The sequence below is a fragment of the Streptomyces sp. NPDC048419 genome (genome assembly GCF_043200415.1).
Taxonomy (GTDB): Bacteria; Actinomycetota; Actinomycetes; order Streptomycetales; family Streptomycetaceae; genus Streptomyces.
This window is the reverse complement of record NZ_JBICXT010000013.1, coordinates 100,127-117,093: the sequence shown is the minus strand read 5'-3', so window position 1 is coordinate 117,093 and position 16,967 is coordinate 100,127. Positions and strand designations below refer to the sequence as shown.

At 71.5% G+C, this 16,967-nt stretch carries 15 protein-coding genes; 5 read left to right on the top strand and 10 right to left on the bottom strand.

The genetic code is table 11. The features are described 5' to 3' along the window. Positions 1–108 precede the first annotated feature (108 nt). Together ACGFYN_RS26185 and ACGFYN_RS26180 are read left to right on the top strand one after the other, a co-directional pair. Positions 109–558, top strand: a complete 450-nt coding sequence (locus ACGFYN_RS26185; protein ID WP_393868294.1) for a hypothetical protein — start codon at positions 109–111, stop codon at positions 556–558. 25 nt (positions 559–583) lie between these two features. After that, positions 584–1,390, top strand: a complete 807-nt coding sequence (locus ACGFYN_RS26180; protein WP_393868293.1) for an SDR family oxidoreductase — start codon at positions 584–586, stop codon at positions 1,388–1,390. Between the two features lie 17 nt (positions 1,391–1,407). On the opposite strand, the gene ACGFYN_RS26175 is transcribed toward ACGFYN_RS26180, so the two are convergent. The 4 genes from ACGFYN_RS26175 to ACGFYN_RS26160 all read right to left on the bottom strand — a co-directional run bounded on the left by ACGFYN_RS26175 (position 1,408) and on the right by ACGFYN_RS26160 (position 7,112). Next, on the bottom strand, positions 1,408–1,641 hold the full coding sequence (locus tag ACGFYN_RS26175) for a hypothetical protein (RefSeq protein WP_393868292.1): 234 nt from the start codon (positions 1,639–1,641) through the stop codon (positions 1,408–1,410). A 73-nt stretch (positions 1,642–1,714) separates the two neighbouring features. After that, a complete protein-coding gene (locus ACGFYN_RS26170) occupies positions 1,715–3,208 on the bottom strand; it encodes an SDR family NAD(P)-dependent oxidoreductase (protein WP_393868291.1) in 1,494 nt (497 codons plus the stop codon). A gap of 104 nt (positions 3,209–3,312) precedes the next feature. Further along, the gene (locus ACGFYN_RS26165; RefSeq protein ID WP_393868290.1) at positions 3,313–4,647 is read right to left on the bottom strand and encodes a wax ester/triacylglycerol synthase family O-acyltransferase; all 1,335 of its coding nucleotides are present in this window, start codon (positions 4,645–4,647) and stop codon (positions 3,313–3,315) included. Positions 4,648–4,793: 146 nt separating this feature from the next. Next, positions 4,794–7,112: a GH92 family glycosyl hydrolase gene (locus tag ACGFYN_RS26160; protein WP_393868289.1), complete on the bottom strand. Its 2,319-nt coding sequence runs from the start codon at positions 7,110–7,112 to the stop codon at positions 4,794–4,796. A gap of 217 nt (positions 7,113–7,329) precedes the next feature. On the opposite strand from ACGFYN_RS26160, the gene ACGFYN_RS26155 reads away from it, so the two are divergent. After that, entirely contained in the window at positions 7,330–7,713 is a 384-nt protein-coding gene (locus tag ACGFYN_RS26155; protein ID WP_393868288.1) for a hypothetical protein, read from the top strand. Positions 7,714–7,725: 12 nt separating this feature from the next. Here the strand turns inward: ACGFYN_RS26155 and glgC are convergent, their stop codons facing one another. The 3 genes from glgC to ACGFYN_RS26140 all read right to left on the bottom strand — a co-directional run bounded on the left by glgC (position 7,726) and on the right by ACGFYN_RS26140 (position 10,974). Continuing rightward, positions 7,726–8,946 (bottom strand): glucose-1-phosphate adenylyltransferase, encoded by a 1,221-nt coding sequence (gene glgC / locus ACGFYN_RS26150; protein WP_393868287.1) that lies wholly within the window; start codon positions 8,944–8,946, stop codon positions 7,726–7,728. Between the two features lie 88 nt (positions 8,947–9,034). After that, entirely contained in the window at positions 9,035–10,186 is a 1,152-nt protein-coding gene (glgA, locus tag ACGFYN_RS26145; protein WP_393868440.1) for a glycogen synthase, read from the bottom strand. A gap of 38 nt (positions 10,187–10,224) precedes the next feature. Continuing rightward, positions 10,225–10,974, bottom strand: a complete 750-nt coding sequence (locus ACGFYN_RS26140; RefSeq protein ID WP_393868286.1) for a (2Fe-2S)-binding protein — start codon at positions 10,972–10,974, stop codon at positions 10,225–10,227. Positions 10,975–11,228: 254 nt separating this feature from the next. Here ACGFYN_RS26140 and ACGFYN_RS26135 point away from each other — a divergent pair, with 254 nt between their 5' ends. Then, on the top strand, positions 11,229–12,368 hold the full coding sequence (locus tag ACGFYN_RS26135; RefSeq protein ID WP_393868285.1) for a DMT family transporter: 1,140 nt from the start codon (positions 11,229–11,231) through the stop codon (positions 12,366–12,368). Here the strand turns inward: ACGFYN_RS26135 and ACGFYN_RS26130 are convergent. Beyond that, entirely contained in the window at positions 12,358–13,539 is a 1,182-nt protein-coding gene (locus tag ACGFYN_RS26130) for a transglycosylase family protein (RefSeq protein WP_393868284.1), read from the bottom strand. The two genes, ACGFYN_RS26135 and ACGFYN_RS26130, sit on opposite strands and share 11 nt — an antisense overlap. 280 nt (positions 13,540–13,819) lie before the next feature. On the opposite strand from ACGFYN_RS26130, the gene gndA reads away from it, so the two are divergent. Beyond that, a complete protein-coding gene (gene gndA, locus ACGFYN_RS26125; RefSeq protein ID WP_393868283.1) occupies positions 13,820–15,259 on the top strand; it encodes an NADP-dependent phosphogluconate dehydrogenase in 1,440 nt (479 codons plus the stop codon). 484 nt (positions 15,260–15,743) lie between these two features. Here gndA and ACGFYN_RS26120 read toward each other — a convergent pair whose 3' ends face one another. Both ACGFYN_RS26120 and ACGFYN_RS26115 read right to left on the bottom strand, forming a co-directional pair. Next, on the bottom strand, positions 15,744–16,376 hold the full coding sequence (locus ACGFYN_RS26120; protein ID WP_393868282.1) for an aspartate/glutamate racemase family protein: 633 nt from the start codon (positions 16,374–16,376) through the stop codon (positions 15,744–15,746). A 55-nt stretch (positions 16,377–16,431) separates the two neighbouring features. Beyond that, entirely contained in the window at positions 16,432–16,959 is a 528-nt protein-coding gene (locus ACGFYN_RS26115) for a gluconokinase (RefSeq protein WP_393868281.1), read from the bottom strand. Positions 16,960–16,967 lie beyond the last annotated feature (8 nt).

The window sequence follows — 16,967 nt, the reverse complement described above, 5'->3', positions numbered from 1 at the left end:
CCCGGCGCACCGAACAGGCCACGCAGTTCAAGTCCCGTTGGCCGAATCGCAAGGCGGCCATGATCTGCTGACGGACGGCAACGGCTTGTCCTGCGGGAGGACCGACGCATGGAGCTGCGCAGTGTCGAAGAGCTGATGGATCTGCTGTACGCCTGCCGGGGCTCGTGGGACGCCCCGGGCCTGATGAGGGGCCGGGTCGACCTGCACCAGCACGCGCTGCAGACCGCCGCGCTGCTGCGGCGCCGCCGCCCCGCCGACAAGGAACTCCAGGTGGCGGGTCTGGTGCATGCGATCGGCCCGCTGCTGCGGCCGGGCGACGCGGCCGCCCACCCCGGCAGCGCCGCGGACGCGGTGCGCGGCCTGCTCGGCGAGCGCGTCGCCCGGCTGGTCCGCGAGCACCACCGCTCCGGCAGGCCCGCCGACGACGATCTGGCCCGTCTGCGCCAGGCGGACGAGGAGGGCCGCGCCCCCGGCGTCGACGCCGGGGTGCTGGAGGACTGGCGCACCGTGCTGGAACTGGTCGCCGCCCGCAACTCCCGTCTCGGGGCTGTCGACTGACGGCCCGTCATGAGACGGTACGGCGATGACGTCGTCGTACGGGCTGAGGGGCAGGGCCGCCGTCGTCACCGGGGCGACGCGCGGCATCGGGCGCGCGATCGCCGCGCGGCTGGCCGAGGCGGGGGCACAGGTGTGCGTGACCGCGCGGGACGCGGACGAGGTGCGGCGCACGGCCGAGGAGCTGGGCGGCGTGGGGCTGGCCGGCGACGTCGGGGACCCGGAACATCTGCGGGCGGTCACGGAGCTGGCGCTGGGTACCTTCGGCCGGATCGACGTGGTGGTCAACAACGCGGCGACGAACCAGCCGTACGGCCCCCTCATGGACGTCGACCCGCAGGCCTGGCGGGAGGCGTTCACGGTGAACGTCGAGGCGCCGTTGCGGCTGGTGCAGTGTGCGTGGCGGGCGTGGATGCGCGAGCACGGCGGCGCGGTGGTCAACGTCTGCACGGAGGGCGCCGGGCACGTGGGGCCCAACGTGGGCGCCTACGGCACGAGCAAGGCGGCCCTGCTGCACCTGACCGCTCAGCTCGCCGGGGAGCTGGCGCCGAGGGTGCGGGTCAACTCGGTCTCCCCCGGCCTGGTGCGCACCGAGATGGCGCGGTTCGTGTGGGAGGCGGGCGAGGACGAGGTCGCGGCGGGGCTGCCGCTGGGGCGCATCGGCGAGCCGGACGACGTCGCACGGGCCGCGGTCTGGCTGGCCTCGGACCAGGCGGAGTGGATCACCGGCGCGGATCTGCTGGTGGACGGGGGGACACGCGTCAGGACGGCGTACCCCGGGCCGGGGTACGCCGTCGGTGACTTTCTTCGCTCATACGCACCACCTCGCTCCTGACGGCGGCTACGGCTCCCTCATGGGAACAGCGCGATGCCCAGGATGACGATGACGATGATGAACACGACGATGGCGACCGTGCCCCACGTCCGGGGGTGCTTGTAGGGATCTGCCGGGGCACCGCCTCGGGGCCTGTCCTCCGGTATTTCCGACTGGTCCGTACGGTCGTTCGCGTAGAACTGCTCATCGGTGGGATAGCGGTTGCGCGGATCGTCGTGCGCTCGCGGATCGATGTTGCCCGGACTGCCCATGATCACTCCCTGACGCGGTTGCCAGCAGGAGCCGGGTTCCCGACGGACGCCGGGCCACACGCACGATCGTGGATCACCACTTCCCGGGCGCGTAGTCCTTCAAGAAGACGCCGTACAGGTCCTCGCCCTGTTCGCCGCGCACAATCGGATCGTAAACCCGGGCGGCCCCGTCGACCAGGTCGAGCGGAGCGTGGAAGCCCTCCTCGGCCAGGCGCAGCTTGTCGTAGTGCGGGCGCTCGTCGGTGATCCAGCCGGTGTCGACGGAGGTCATCAGGATGCCGTCGGCCTGGAACATCTCCTGGGCGCTGGTCCGGGTGACCATGTTCATGGCGGCCTTGGCGGCGTTGGTGTTCGGGTGGCCCGCGCCCTTGTAGCCGCGGCCGAAGACGCCCTCCATGGCGGAGACGTTCACGACGTAGGCGCGTCCGCTCGCCGCCTTCTTCGCGGCGACGGCCATGGCCGGCCGCAACGCGCTGATCAGGATGAACGGCGAGGTGTAGTTGCACAGCTGGGTCTCCAGCAGCTCGACCGGGGAGATCTGGTCGATGGTCTGCACCCAGGTGTTGCTGTCGACGACGTCCGGAACCAGGCCGCCGGCGTCGATGGCGGTGCCGTCGAGGTGCCGGGCGACGCTGGCGTTGCCCGCGACCAGCGCGAGGTCGGCGACCTTCTGCGCGTCCAGGCCGCTGGTGCCGAGCGGCAGGGCGGCCAGGCCGTCGACCGCGCCGGAGTTGAAGGCGCCGATGACGTGGTGGGCGGGCAGCTCACCGGCGGGCAGCGGCGCGCTCTCGCCGTCGACGAGGGCCGCGTAGGCGGAGGGCAGGCGGCGCACGGTCTGCGTGGCGTTGTTGATCAGGATGTCGAGCGGGCCAGCCTCGGCGATCTGCTCGCCGAGGGCCACGGCCTGCGCCGGGTCGCGCAGGTCGATGCCGACGACCTCCAGGCGGTGGATCCAGTCCGCCGAGTCGTCCATGGCCTTGAAGCGGCGGATGGCGTCCTTGGGGAAACGCGTGGTGATCGTGGTGTGGGCGCCGTCGCGCAGCAGCCGCAGCGCGATGTACATGCCGATCTTGGCGCGGCCGCCGGTGAGCAGGGCGCGCTTTCCGCTGAGGTCGGCGCGCACCTCGCGCTTGACGCGGTTGACGCGGGCGCAGTCCGGACACAGCTGGTGGTAGAAGTAGTCGACTTCCACGAACCGGGACTTGCAGGTGTAGCAGGAGCGCGGGCGCTGGAGTATCCCCGCGATCTTGCCCTCGCCGGTGGCAGACGACGGCAGCAGGCCCTCCGTCTCGTCGTCGATGCGCTGGGCCGAGCCGGTCGCCGTGGCCTCCGTGACCGCCTTGTCGTGGGCGGTCTTGGCGGCCCGGCGCTCCTGGCGGCGGCGCTGCTTGACGGTGCGGTAGACGCCCGCGGTGGCCCGGCGCACGGCGATCGCGTCCGGGTGGTCGACCTCCAGCTTGTCGAGCTCCTCGAGCACGCTGAGGCAGACGGCGAGCCGTTCGGGGTCGATGCCGGGCCCGAAGACGATCTCGTCCGTGATCGCCGAGCCGTTGTCTGTCACCGTCATGGCCGCTGCCGTTCCCTGCTCTTCCGTGGCGGCGCTCCGGTCGCGCTCGCTTTCGAAGGGCGAATTTTAACGGAGCGCCGGGCCGGTCCACCAAACCCGGACCCTCAGGAGCCGCAGGCGGCGATCAGCGCCTGTACCTCCTCGGTGAGGGCGGCGGCCAGGACGTCCAGGTCGGGTACGGCCTTGGCGTCGGCGACGAGGCCGTAGTGGACCCGCCCGCGGTAGGTCGAGACCGCCACCGCCAGGGACTGTCCGCGGGCCAGCGGGGCGAACGGGTAGACCTCGGTGACCGGGTTGCCGCCGAGCTTCAGTCCGAGGCTGGGCAGCGGCACGCTGGTGACCAGGATGTCGAACCAGAGCCGGGCGGCCTGGCTGACCAGCGGGCCGCCGAGCCGGTGGCCGAGCGCGGGCACATGGTCGGCGAGCAGGGCGACGGCGCCCGCACCCCGGTTGGGGCCCGCGTCCTTGTTGCGGTCCATGGCGGTGCGCACCGCGTCGAACCGGCCGAGCGGGTCGGGGTCGTCGACGGGAAGCCGTATCAGGTAGCCGGAGAGCCGGTTGCCCTGCGGGTGGGCGGTGCGCGGGCGGCGCTTGGAGACGGGGATGAGGGCGCGGGGTGCGACGCCGTCGCTGCCGTCGCCGCGCTCGTCCAGCCAGCGGCGCAGGGCGCCGGCGACGACCGCGATCAGGACGTCGTTGACGGTGCCGCCCTGGGTCTTGCGTACGCGCTGCACGTCGTCGAGGTCGATGACGACGCCGGCGGTGCGGCGGGTGCCGGTGGCCTCGGAGGTGAAGGCCGAGGAGGAGCGCATGCCGAGGCTGGAGACGGCCACGGAGGCGCCGATGTCGAGGGCACGGCCGACGTCGGACAGGGCGCCCCTGACCAGGCCGGGCAGCTTGCGCACATCGGGCAGCAGGCCGCGCCTGGGCTCCTCGGGGCGGGGCTTGCGCTCCGGCAGGTCCATCGGGTCCAGGACGGCGGCGGCGAGCGTCAGCGCCCGCAGGCCGTCGGCCAGGGCGTGGTGGAACTTGAACAGCACGGCGAAGGAGACGCCGTCCTCGCCCGGCAGCACATGGGCCTCCCACGGCGGCCGGCCGCGCACCAGCGAGCGCTCCATGAGCCGGCCGGCCTCGGCGTGGAAGTCGGCGGTGGGCGCGTGCAGGACGACGTGGTTGAGGGGGTCGAAGTCGGGGTCGGGCTCGCGGCTGGCGCTGCCGAAGGACATCGGCTTGAGCGGCGAGGGCTGCCACAGGTCCCGGATGCGCATCCGCAGTCCGGGGACCGCCGCGGCCCGCGAGGCGAGCAGGTCTGCGGCGTGGGCGCCGGCGGTGGGCGAGTGCGCGGAGAACACCCCGAGGGCACCCAGGTGCATGGGGTGCTCGGCGGACTCGATGTTCCAGAACGCCAGGTCGAGTGGAGCGAGCAGGTCAGTGGTCAATGGCTTGCCTCGCGTCGACGGACGGGTGAGCCAGCAGTCAACCTCTCCGGGGAGATTACGGTCAAGTACGATCACGCTACGCACAGTTAACAGCAGATTAAGTCCCGCCCCCCTGTTGAGGGACGGGACTCATGTGACTCCTGAGGTCACTTCAGCGCAGGTGGCGCCGCCTTCGGTGACGTACCCCACTCAGACGGCTGCGGGCCGACCGTGAAGTCGAGCGAGCGCAGAGAGCGCAACGAACCGGTCGTCAGATACGTCCGGTCGTACGCCTTCTTGTCCGTCCGGGCCGACTGGATGTACCGGTCGGTGCCCGAGGTGCCCTTGGCGGTGATCGTCAGGGCGCCGCGCGGGTAGTAGTGGCGGTCCAGGGTCAGGTCGACGCGGTCGAAGACCGGTGTGGACAGCCCCCAGGTGTCGTAGCCGGGCTGGACCGGGAAGACGCCGATCGAGGACAGCACGTTCCAGGCGGACATGGTGCCGAGGTCGTCGTTGCCGGTCATGCCGGTCGGCGTGTCCGTGAACAGGGTCAGTGCCGCGTGCACGACGTCGGTCGTCTTCCACGGCTGCCCGGTGGACAGATAGGTGTACGGAGCGATGAGGTCGGGCTCGTTCTGCGGGTTGTACTTGTCGGCGTTGTAGTAGTCGTAGGGCCCGTTGACCCACACCTCGCGGGCCGTCTTCGCGGGGTCGGCCAGCAGCTGGTCGTAGGCGAAGAACGAGTCCAGCCGGGCGTTCGCGGCCTGCTCGCCGCCGATCAGGGAGACCATGCCCGGCAGGTCCTGCGGCACCAGCCACTGGTACTGCCAGGACGTGCCCTCGTGGAAGCCCTCGCTCTGCGCAGGGTCGGCCGGGCCGGTGAAGGCGCCGGAGGCGTCACGGGCGCGGAAGAAACCGGTCGAGGGGTCGAAGATGTGGCGGTAGCTCTGGGCGCGGCCGGCATAGCGCGCCGCGTCGGCGTCGTGCCCGAGGTCGCGGGCCATCTGCGCGAGCATCGCGTCCGACAGGGCGTACTCCAGGGTCGCCGAGGCGCCGTGGTCGTAGTCCGAGTCGCCCGGCTTCACGTGCGGGCGGTTCTTGATGTACGGCGCGAACCCCTCGGAGATGTACTCCTTGTTCGCCTCCCGGCCCACCGCCGGCGAGTCCGCGGGCGGCACCCCGTCGGCGTTCTGCTTCAGCGCCCGGTACGCCCGCTCCTCGTAGCCTCCCAGCAGGCCCTGCTGGTAGGCGTTGGTCAGGAACGGGGTGACCGGGTCGCCGGTCATGATGTTCGTCTCGACCGTGCCGTAGCCCCACTTGGGCAGCCAGCCGCTCTCCTCGGAGATCTTGATCACCGAGATCGCCATGTCGCGGGCCTCGCGGGGCGCGAGCAGCGACAGCAGCTGGGACTGAGTGCGGTAGGTGTCCCACAGCGACCAGTTCTGGTAGTACGTGAAGCCCTTGGTCCGGTGGATCTTCTGGTCCCAGCCGGTGTAGCGGCCGTCGACGTCGCTGCCGATGTTGGGCGCGAGGAAGGACCGGTACAGCGACGAGTAGAAGGTCCGGCGCAGACTGGCGTCGCCGCCCTGCGCGCGCACGTCGTCCAGCCGGTCCTCCCACGCCCGGTCCGCCCCGTGGCGCACGGCGTCGAAGGAACGGCCGCCCTCGGCACGGAGGTTGACCGCGGCACCGTGCGCGTCGACGTACGACAGGGCCGTGGTCGCCTCGACCGTGCGGTCCTTGGTGGTGTCGAAGCGGACGTAGGCGCCGCCGGAGCCGGCCTTGGAGCCCGAAGTCACGGTCGAGCCGTCCCAGGTGCCGTACGTGGTGAAGGGACGGTCGAAGCGGGTGATCGTGTAGACGGTGTACGGCTTCGTGTCCTGGCAGAAACCGCGGCCGGTGATGGCGGTGCGCACGGTGCGGTTGTCGAGGACCTCGACCTTGCTCGACACGCCGGTGTGCAGCGACTGGGCCGCGTTCAGCAGGACGTTGGCCTTGTCGGTGGCCGGAAAGGTGTAGCGCTGCACGCCGGTGCGGGCGGTCGCGGTGAGCTCGGCCCGGATGCCGGTCTTCAGGCCGACCTCGTAGTAGCCGGGGCTCGCCTTCTCGTCGTCGTGGCTGAACTCGGCCGCGTACTTCGCGTAGTCCGTCTGCGTGATGTCACCCGTCGTCGGCAGCACCGGCAGGTCTCCGCCCAGGCCGCAGCCGACACCGGACAGATGGACCAGCGAGAAGCCGCGGATGTGGTTCTGCGCGTAGTCGTAGCCGGTGTTGTGGCCGGTGTCGGGCGAGAACTGCACCATGCCGAAGGGCACGGCCGCGCCGGGATAGGTGTTGCCCTCGTTCTGGGTTCCGATGAACGGGTTCACCAGGTCGGTGAGGTGGGTGTCGCTCGGCTCGGCGGCCCGGGCGGCGGGAACGGCGAGCAGCGAGGACGCTGCCACCGCTCCCGCGAGGCCCAGACGCAGGCGCCGGGTCCATCTCATACGGGAAGACCTCCGTCGGGTGGGTGCGGATCATGGCCTGGAGAGCCACCTCTGACAACGTTGTCTCCTCCGATAACAACGTTGTCACTGGCAGCAGTTGGCATGACAACACGGATTCCGGCGTGCGTCCAGGGACATGACAAGAGCGGAGTGGCCGGGCCGCCGACCGCGCGGACAATGGAGACAAGGCCACCTCCGCGGAGAGAAGGCGAGAACGATGCCCAAGGTTTCCAGGGAATCGGCCACCGGGGGCGGGGACTACGGTCCGGTCCTCGATCGCGCCGAGGAGTTCGCCGACCAGGCCGTGAACTTCCTGACGTTCCGCGAGAACGTCGACCACAGCGCTCTGCTCAAGGGACTGCCCGACGACCGCTGCCAATGCCCGCACTGGGGCTATGTGTTCACCGGCAGGCTCGTCTTCCGCTACGCCGACCGGGAGGAGACCTACGAGGCCGGTGACGCCTTCTACGCCCCGCCCGGCCATGTACCGGTGCACACCGAGCCGGGCACGGAGTACCTGCAGTTCAGCCCCGCCGACGAGCTGCGGCGGACCAGCGAGGTGATCATGGAGAACTTCCAGTCCCTGCAGGCCCAGGGCTGACCGGCCCGGCGCCTACGACACCACCTGGCCCTTCCCGAGGGCGATCACGCCGCCCTTGGAGACGGTGTACAACTCCGCGTCCCGCTCCGGGTTGACGCCGATCGTCGCGCCCGGGGGCACCTCGACGTTCTTGTCCAGGACCGCTCCGCGCACGACCGCGCCCCGCCCGATGTGGACGTTGTCGTGCAGGATCGAGCCCTGGACGACGGCTCCGGGGTCGACGAGGACGCCCGGGGACAGGATCGAGCGGGTGACCTGGCCGCGGATGAGGCAGCCCGCGCTGATGATGGACTCGCTGGCCATGCCGCCCGCGTTGAAGCGGGCCGGGGAGAGCTGGTTGGAGTGGGTGTAGATGGGCCACTGCCGGTTGTAGAGGTTGAACGCGGGCCGCTCGGCGATCAGGTCCATGTGGGCGTCGTAGTAGGCGTCCATGGTGCCCACGTCGCGCCAGTAGCCCTGGTCGCGGGTGGTCTCGCCGGGCACGTGGTTGGCGCTGAAGTCGTAGAGCTGCGCCTCGCCGCGGTCGGTGAGCTGGGGCAGGATCGAGCCGCCCATGTCGTGCACGGAGTGCTCGTCCTCGGCGTCGCGCTGCAGCGCCTCGATGAGCGCCTTGGTGGTGAAGATGTAGTTGCCCATGGAGGCGAAGACGCACTCCGGGTCGTCCGCCAGGCCCGGCGGGTCGGCGGGCTTCTCCAGGAAGCGCTCGACCGACAGGCCGTCCGTGCCCGGGGAGATCACCCCGAACTGCGAGGACTCCGAGCGCGGGACGCGGATGCCGGCGACCGTGACGCCCGCGCCGCTCTCGATGTGCTGGGCGAGCATCTGGCGCGGGTCCATGCGGTACACGTGGTCGGCACCGAACACCGCGACGTACTCGGGCCCTTCGTCGTAGACGAGGTTCAGGGACTGCAGAATGGCGTCCGCGCTGCCCAGGTACCAGCGCGGGCCGAGCCGCTGCTGGGCCGGGACCGGGGTGACGTAGTTGCCGAGCAGGCTGGACATCCGCCAGGTGGTGGTGATGTGCCGGTCCAGCGAATGCGACTTGTACTGCGTCAGGACGCAGACGCGCAGGATGTCGCCGTTGACGAGGTTGGACAGGACGAAGTCGACCAGGCGGTACGTGCCGCCGAAGGTGACCGCTGGCTTGGCCCGGTCCGCGGTCAGGGGCATCAGGCGTTTGCCTTCTCCGCCCGCCAGTACGATCCCGAGCACCGAAGGTCCGCCACGACGCATGACCGCTCCCCTCACCGTGGATGATCCATGCTTGCCCCTGCCCAGGGCGGTGTAAGCCTGTTCGAACAACTACCGCCGTTCTGTTCATCTAGTCCTGTTTGAGGGTCTCCTCGTAGAGCCGGACCGTACGGCGGGCCACCGCGTCCCAGCCGAACTCCTCCACCGCACGCTCCCGCCCGGCCTCGCCCATCCGCCGCGCGGTCTCCGGGTCGCCGATCACCGAGTCCAGGGCCTGCGCGAGGGACGCCTCGAAGCCGTCGTCCACGTCGACGAGCAGGCCCGTCCCGCCGTCGTCCACGACCTCGGGGATCCCGCCGACCCGGGAGGCCACGACGGGCGTCCCGCAGGCCATGGCCTCGAGGTTGACGATGCCGAGGGGCTCGTAGACCGACGGGCAGACGAACGCCGCCGCGTGGGTCAGCAGCTGGATCACCTCGGGGCGCGGCAGCATCTGCGGGATCCAGTGCACGCCATCGCGCGTGCGGCTGAGGTCCTCGTAGAGCTCGCGGAACTCCCGGTCGATCTCCGGTGTGTCGGGTGCCCCCGCGCAGAGCACGACCTGCGCGGACGGGTCGATGTCCCGCACCGCGCGCAGCAGATGGGGCACGCCCTTCTGCCGGGTGATGCGGCCGACGAACAGGACGAAGGGGCGCTTGGCGTCCAGGCCGATGCGCTCCAGCACGTCGGTGCCGTGGTCGGGGCGGTACAGCGTGGTGTCGATGCCGTTGTGCACGATGTGGACCCGGGCGGGGTCCAGCGCCGGGTAGCAGCTGAGGATGTCCGCGCGCATGGCTCCGGAGACGGCGATCACCGCGTCGGCGGACTCGATCGCGGTGCGCTCGGCCCAGCTGGACAGGGCGTATCCGCCGCCGAGCTGCTCGGCCTTCCAGGGCCGCAGGGGCTCCAGGGAGTGTGCGGTCATCACGTGCGGGATGCCGTACAGCATCTTGGCGAGGTGGCCGCCGAGGTTGGCGTACCAGGTGTGGGAGTGCACGAGCTCGCGACCCTCGACGCCGGCCGTCATCGCGAGGTCGACGGAGAAGGTGCGCAGCGCGTCGTTGGCGGTGTCCAGGGCGGCCCAGGGGCGGTGGCGTACGACGCCGACGCCGCGGCCCTCGCCCCAGCAGTGCACCTCCAGGTCGACCAGGGAGCTCAACTCCCGGGCGAGGAACTCCACATGGACGCCCGCGCCGCCGTACACATCCGGCGGGTACTCCCGGGTCAGCAGTCCCACTCGCACCCGCAACCCCCAGCTCTCGGCGACCGGTTCCCTCATGGTCACCCAGATGTGTCGCGCGCGGAAGAGCGCGGCGGCCGTAGGAAGCAACAGTCGCCGCACACGCCACCGCCCGGCACGCGGTAGTACAGGCAGCAGCTGCGGCGCCGAAAGGCGGTGCCGGTGAGGGTGCCGGTGGCGGACAGCAGGGGGTGGGCGAGGAGTTGCGCGGTCAGGGCGCGGGTGCGGGCGGCGGCCTCGGTACGGCCGTGCCGGGCCGCCCACTGCTCCAGCTGCCGGGCGGCGCCCGCCAATGCCGAGGCCGCGTTGCCCCACAGCAGGCCGGGCGCGATGCGGTGGCGGGCGCGCAGGGCCGCCGTCAGCGGCTCCAGGTGGCCGTGCAGCACGGTGCCCGCGACGCTCGCGGCATGGGCGGGCAGGGCGCGGACCTCGGACAGCCACAGGTCGTCGGGGGCGGCGGCGTCGGGGTCCCAGTGCAGCAGGGCGGGATCGAGGTCGGGGATACGGTCGTAGAGGGCGGCGCAGCCCAGCGTCACCGACCACAGGCGGGCCGCGAGACCCTGCTGGGCCACCGAGGCCGCGATCCGCGACTCGGGGGCGTGCAGGGATCGGGCAACCTTTTCGACCCGAAAAGTAATAGGATCTGCTTCAGCGTCGGATTCAGCATCCGAGGACTGGTCACCGTACGCGCGGGCGAGCGCCGGCAACGGCCCCTGCGGCGTCCCGCCGGTGCGCAGTACGAAGAAGCCGCCGAGCGGTTCGAGGGCGGCGAGATCCTGGTCGAGCTCCACGAAGGGCAGTAGTACCCGATCCGCGAAAACCAGTGGACCCCAGGGGGCCCTAAGGGTTCCCCTTGGGGGGTCTCCACCCGCTGTCGCCCACCTTGGGGAGGACAGCGCCCGATTCGTACTCCATCGGCAGTAGGACCCATTGACTGCTCAGGGACGACGACGGGAAGAGATCGGCAAGGCATCGTGTTGGTTATGAAGGCCGACCGTTCGTCGCGCGGGGCGCACCGCCCCCGCCACACGCAGAGGAGCAGCTCATGAGTGCCCTCGCGTTGTCCGTTCTGCTCTCGCTCGTCTCCGCCGTGGCGTACGCGGGCGGGGCGATCGTGCAGGAGCACGTGGCGGTGTCCTCCCCCGACCAGCAGTACGCGCCGCTGCGCCGGCCGACCTGGTGGGCCGCGGTGGCGCTCAACGGCCTGGGCGGACTGCTGCACGTGGTGGCGCTGGCCTACGGCCCGCTCAGCCTGGTGCAGCCGCTCGGCGCGCTGACGATCGTGTTCGCACTGCCGATGGCGGCGCTGTTCGTCGGCCGCAGGGCCGGTGCGACCGCCTGGCGGGGCGCGATCATGGCGACCGTGGGCCTGGCCGGTCTGCTGTCCCTGGTGGGTTCCTCCGAGTCGCAGTCGCTGTCCACCACCCAGCGGGTCGCCGTGGCCGTCATCTCCGGCGGTGTGGTCGTGGCGCTGATGATCGCGGGCCGGGCCGCCCACCGGCACCCGGCGGTGCGCAGCATGCTGCTCGCCACCGCGTCCGGCATAGCGTTCGGCATGTCCTCGGTGTTCACCAAGACCGTCGCGGTCGACTGGACCGGCGGCGTGTCCGCGGCGGACCTGCCCTTCCTGGCCGTGATCGGTGTCTTCGCCACGGCCGGCATGCTGCTCTCCCAGGCCTCCTACCGCGGCGCGGGCCTCGCGGCCCCGCTGGCCACGCTGACCGTCGTGAACCCGGTGGTCGCGGCCGCCGTCGGCATCACGATGTTCGGCGAGAGCTTCCGCTACGGCACCACGGGCACCGCGCTCGCCCTGAGCTGCGGCGTGGTGGCGGCGGGTGGCCTGATCCTGCTGACGACGGAGCGCCTCACGCGCACCGCCACCGAGACCGCGCCGGAGCCCCAGGGCGTACCGGAGCCGGTGGAGCCCGCGATCGCCGCATCCGCGGCCGGGCCGACGCCCGTCGAGGAGCTGCTCGCCACGATCCCGGAGCAGCCGGCGGACGCGCCCCGCGAGGAGACGCTGGTCCCCACCCAGGTGGGTCCCACCGTCTTCGCCGTGGCCTACGACGCGGACGACTCCCCGGCCGGCGACCCGGCCCGGTACCGCTTCTACGGCCCCTTCTACGGCGGCTCGTACGTCCCGATGCCGGACCTCGACCGGCATCGGGAGCGCGTCAAATCCTGACGCCTCCGGCCCTGAGATAGGCGACAGGGTCGATGTCGGAACCGAAACCGGGCCCGGTCCGCACCTCGAAGTGCAGATGCGGGCCCGTGGCGTTCCCGGTCGCGCCCGAGCGGCCGATGCGCTGCCCGCCGCCGACGCCCTGCCCGGCCTTCACGGAGATCGCCGACAGATGGGCGTACTGGCTGTAGCGGCCGTCGGCGTGCCGGATGACCACCTGGTAGCCGTAGGAGCCGCCCCAGCCGGCGGAGACCACCCGGCCCGCGGCGATCGCCTTGACGGTCGTGCCGGTGGGTACGGGGAAGTCGACGCCGGTGTGGTAGCCCTTCGACCAGGAGGAGCCGGCCTCGTGGTACGGGGTGCCGGTGGAGCCGGGGACCGGCGCGACGAGCGAGTGACTGCCGGTGGTGGCCTTCTCCTCGGTGGCCGAAGAGGCCTTCTCCGTCTTGGCCTTGTGGTGTTTGGGGTGCGTGGACGAGCTTGTGTCGCTCGCCCCGGTCGTGTGCGTGGCGGGGGCCTTGCCGTGGAGGTTCAGCCGCTGGCCCGGCAGGATCAGGTCCGGGTCCGCGCCGATGGTCCCGCGGTTCGCCGCGTACAGCCGGTGCCAGCCGCCGCTCACGTGCTCGGCGTCGGCGATCTCGGAGAGGCTGTCGCCGCGCACCACGGTGTACATCTCCGCGCTGCCCGCCCGCGACTGGGGCGTGGTCTGCGGCTGCACGTCCTGCACGGAGCTCTTCCTGACGCTGCTGCCGGTGCTCCGGGCGCGCCCGTCGGGGTGGACGTCCGCGGTGCCGCCGTCCCGGGTCAGGCCAGCCTTCACCGAGCACACCGGCCAGGCGCGCGGCCCCTGTCCGTCCAGGACCTTCTCGGCGACGGCGATCTGCTGGTCCTTGGTGGCCAGATCCGCGCGCGCCGCGTACTTCGTGCCGCCGTACGCCTCCCAGGTGGACCGGGTGAACTGCAGTCCGCCGTAGAAGCCGTTGCCGGTGTTGACGCTCCAGTTGCCGGTCGACTCGCAGGCGGCGACCTTGTTCCAGGTGGACACGTCGGCGGCATGGGCGGTGCCGGCGCCGATCAGCGGGATCGCCATGCCGGCGCTGCCGGCGGTGACGGTGAGTGAGGCGCGGTTGATCCTGTTCGGCTGATACCGGCGGTGCCGGCCGCGTAGGGCCATGGAGATCCCCCTCGACATGCGTCAGAAGGGCCAAAAGTAAGCGCCGCGAACAGGCCATGACAAGGCGGCAATCGGCCGCTCTGAACACACAAGCACCCAGATATTCACGGCAGTTGCACACCGGCCGAGGCGGGTGGGACTTCTGGTGCGTATCTGCCTGCGGCACGTCGGGACACCCCGGACATGCGCCCGGCGTACCGGCAAGCCAGGATGGTCGGTGGGGCGATACTGACGGGCACGACCGGCAGCACCGATAACGGATCCTTAGGAGCCAAACCGAATGAGCACTTCAGCCCAGATCGGCGTCACGGGACTGGCGGTCATGGGCCGCAACCTCGCCCGTAACTTCGCGCGCAACGGCTACACGGTCGCCTTGCACAACCGCACAGTGGCGCGTACGAACGCCCTGGTCGAGGAGTTCGGGAACGAGGGCGACTTCATCGCGGCCGAGACCGCCAAGGAGTTCGTGGCGGCACTGGAGCGGCCGCGGCGCCTGGTCATCATGGTCAAGGCCGGTGAGCCCACCGACGCGGTGATCCACGAGTTCGCCCCGCTCCTGGAGCCCGGCGACATGATCATCGACGGTGGCAACGCGCACTTCGCCGACACCCGGCGCCGGGAGCGCGAACTACGCGAGCAGGGCATCCACTTCGTCGGCATGGGCGTCTCCGGCGGCGAGGAGGGCGCGCTCAACGGCCCGAGCATCATGCCCGGCGGCCCCAAGGAGTCCTACGACTCCCTCGGCCCGATGCTGGAGAAGATCTCCGCGAAGGCGAAGGACGGCTCACCCTGCGTGACGCACGTCGGCCCCGACGGCGCCGGCCACTTCGTGAAGATGGTCCACAACGGCATCGAGTACGCCGACATGCAGCTGATCGGCGAGGCGTACCAGCTGCTGCGCGATGTCGCCGGGTACTCCCCCGCGCAGATCGCCGAGATCTTCCGCACCTGGAACACGGGCCGCCTGGACTCCTACCTGATCGAGATCACCGCCGAGGTGCTGTCCCACGTGGACGCCGCGACGGGCAAGCCGTTCGTGGACGTCGTGGTGGATCAGGCGGAGCAGAAGGGCACCGGCCGCTGGACCGTCCAGATCGCCCTCGACCTCGGCGTGCCGGTCTCCGGCATCGCGGAGGCGGTCTTCGCCCGCTCCCTGTCCGGTCACGCGGCGCTGCGCGAGGCCTCCCGCGGCCTGGCCGGCCCGAAGGCCGCTCCCCTCTCCGAGTCGGAGGCGGCGGCCTTCGCCGACCGCGTCGAGCAGGCGCTGTACGCCTCCAAGATCGTGTCCTACACCCAGGGCTTCCACGAGGTCCAGGCAGGCAGCGACGAGTACGACTGGGACATCGACCTGGGCGCGGTCTCCGCGATCTGGCGCGGCGGCTGCATCATCCGCGCGGCCTTCCTGGACCGCATCCGCGCGGCGTACGACGCCCGCGCCGACCTGCCCAGCCTGCTCTCCGACGACACCTTCGCCCAGGAGATCGCGGCCGCGCAGGACGACTGGCGCGAGGTGCTGATCGCGGCGACGCGCCAGGGGGTTCCGACGCCGGGCTTCGCCGCGGCGCTGGCGTACTACGACGCGCTGCGTGCCGAGCGGTTGCCTGCGGCGCTCACGCAGGGGCAGCGGGACTTCTTCGGAGCGCACACGTATCGGCGGGTGGACCAGGACGGCGCGTTCCACACGCTGTGGGGCGGGGATCGGTCGGAGGTTTCCGCCTAGCGGGGCGGGGGGTTCTTTGATTGCGCGTGTGCGGGTTGTTCCTGGCTCGTCGCGCAGTTCCCCGCGCCCCTGAGGGCGTTGCGGTGGGCGGTGTTCTCACACTCGCCCACCGCTTTCGCTTTCTTGGTCCGCCTACCTCAGAGGTGGGCCCGGCTGCGGGTTCGGGACCGGTTCCGGGCCCGGGGGGACCGGGGACGGGGAGGGGTCCGGGGTGGGGGTCGGGGGTGAGGGCGGCTGCGGCGGCGGAGTGGGCTCCGGGCCGGGAGGCTGCGGAGTCGGAACCGGTGAGGGATACGGGTCGGGGGGCTGCGGGTCCGGTCCGCCGGGTGTGGGTCCTGGTGGCACGGGCTCGGGGTACGGGTCGGTCATGGGGTCCTCCCGCCAGTCGGTCGACGTCGGCTCTCGACTAATCCCCCGCGTACCCGACGCCCGCCTCCCCACTCACCCGCCCGCAGGACGGTGAGGGCCCCAAGTGGGCCTGCCGTCAGCCGATGCGGACCGCCGCCGCGGCCGCGGCGAGGCCGGGGCGGGGGCTGGACAGGACCGGGACCGTGGTCGTCGTCAGGTGTTCGGCCGGGGCCATGGAGCCCTGGGCCAGGACGATCGCGTCGGCGTCGGTGACCGTGTCGATCGCGGCCGCGACGAGACGGGCGCAGCCCTCGGTGTCGCCGGACTCGAAACGGGCCCAGGCGCCCTCGACGAGGCGGGTGCGTACGTCGATGTCGCGTCCGGCGCGTCGCGCCTCCTCCCGGATCAGGGACGTCGTGGGGCCGAAGGTGCTGTCCACCGTGGCCAGGACCACGATCCTCGGGCCGGCGGCCACCGCGGCTGCCGCCATCGGGCGGTCGGACCGGAGGACGGGTACTCCGGCCGCGGTCGCCTCCGCGACGGCGCCGATGGTCGAGCAGGTGCACAGGACGGCCGAGGCGCCCTCGCCGACTGCCTTGTCCAGGACGGCTCGTACCTCGTGCGCCACCGCCTCGGGGCCCTCGCGGCGGGCCCGGGCCAGCAGCTCCTCGTCGACGAAGTGCCGGAGTTCCAGGGCCTGGTGGTGCTCGTCGCGCAGGGCGTCGAAGACCGGGACGTGCCGGGGCGAGGTGTGCAGGAGGGCGAGCATGTGGTCGCGGGGCCTTTCACGGGCAGGACGTACGCGGACGTGGTGTGCCAGGTTTTCATGCGCGGGGCAGCAGCCGCACGGCCGTCTCGGCGATCACGTCGGGTGTCGGTCCCGCGTCCAGTGAGGCGCCCCTCTCGTCCGGTTCGAGCGGTTCGAGCGCGGCCAGTTGCGAGTCGAGCAGCAAGGGGGGCATGAAGTGGCCTCTGCGGTGGTCGAGGCGTTGCTCCAGCAGCTCGTGACGGGCCGTCAGGTGGAGGAAGAAGACGCCCGGACAGGCCGCCCGCAAGGTGTCCCGGTAGCGCCGCTTCAGTGCCGAGCAGGCGACGACGCAGCCGGTACCCGCCGCCTGTCGTTCGTGCAGCCAGTGGCCGACGGCCTGCAGCCAGGGCTCGCGGTCCGCGTCGTCGAGCGGCACGCCGGCCGCCATCTTGGCGATGTTGCCCGGCGGATGGGCGTCGTCCGCGTCCGCGAAGGGAAGGTCGAGCCGCTTGGCGAGCAGCCGGGCCACCGTGGTCTTGCCGGTGCCGGAGACCCCGATGACCACGATGCACGGGACGCGAGGCTCGCTGCTGCGGGACGTCACGGTGCTCT

Bases quoted from the DNA above. Each gene is read 5' to 3' on its own strand.
- ACGFYN_RS26160 (WP_393868289.1), bottom strand. From the start codon at position 7,112: ATGAGATGGACCCGGCGCCTGCGTCTGGGCCTCGCGGGAGCGGTGGCA.
- ACGFYN_RS26130 (WP_393868284.1), bottom strand. From the start codon at position 13,539: ATGGCCCTACGCGGCCGGCACCGCCGGTATCAGCCGAACAGGATCAAC.
- ACGFYN_RS26120 (WP_393868282.1), bottom strand. From the start codon at position 16,376: ATGCTCGCCCTCCTGCACACCTCGCCCCGGCACGTCCCGGTCTTCGAC.
- ACGFYN_RS26170 (WP_393868291.1), bottom strand. From the start codon at position 3,208: ATGACGGTGACAGACAACGGCTCGGCGATCACGGACGAGATCGTCTTC.
- ACGFYN_RS26185 (WP_393868294.1), top strand. From the start codon at position 109: ATGGAGCTGCGCAGTGTCGAAGAGCTGATGGATCTGCTGTACGCCTGC.
- ACGFYN_RS26155 (WP_393868288.1), top strand. From the start codon at position 7,330: ATGCCCAAGGTTTCCAGGGAATCGGCCACCGGGGGCGGGGACTACGGT.
- ACGFYN_RS26135 (WP_393868285.1), top strand. From the start codon at position 11,229: ATGAGTGCCCTCGCGTTGTCCGTTCTGCTCTCGCTCGTCTCCGCCGTG.
- ACGFYN_RS26175 (WP_393868292.1), bottom strand. From the start codon at position 1,641: ATGGGCAGTCCGGGCAACATCGATCCGCGAGCGCACGACGATCCGCGC.
- glgC (WP_393868287.1), bottom strand. From the start codon at position 8,946: ATGCGTCGTGGCGGACCTTCGGTGCTCGGGATCGTACTGGCGGGCGGA.
- ACGFYN_RS26180 (WP_393868293.1), top strand. From the start codon at position 584: ATGACGTCGTCGTACGGGCTGAGGGGCAGGGCCGCCGTCGTCACCGGG.
- gndA (WP_393868283.1), top strand. From the start codon at position 13,820: ATGAGCACTTCAGCCCAGATCGGCGTCACGGGACTGGCGGTCATGGGC.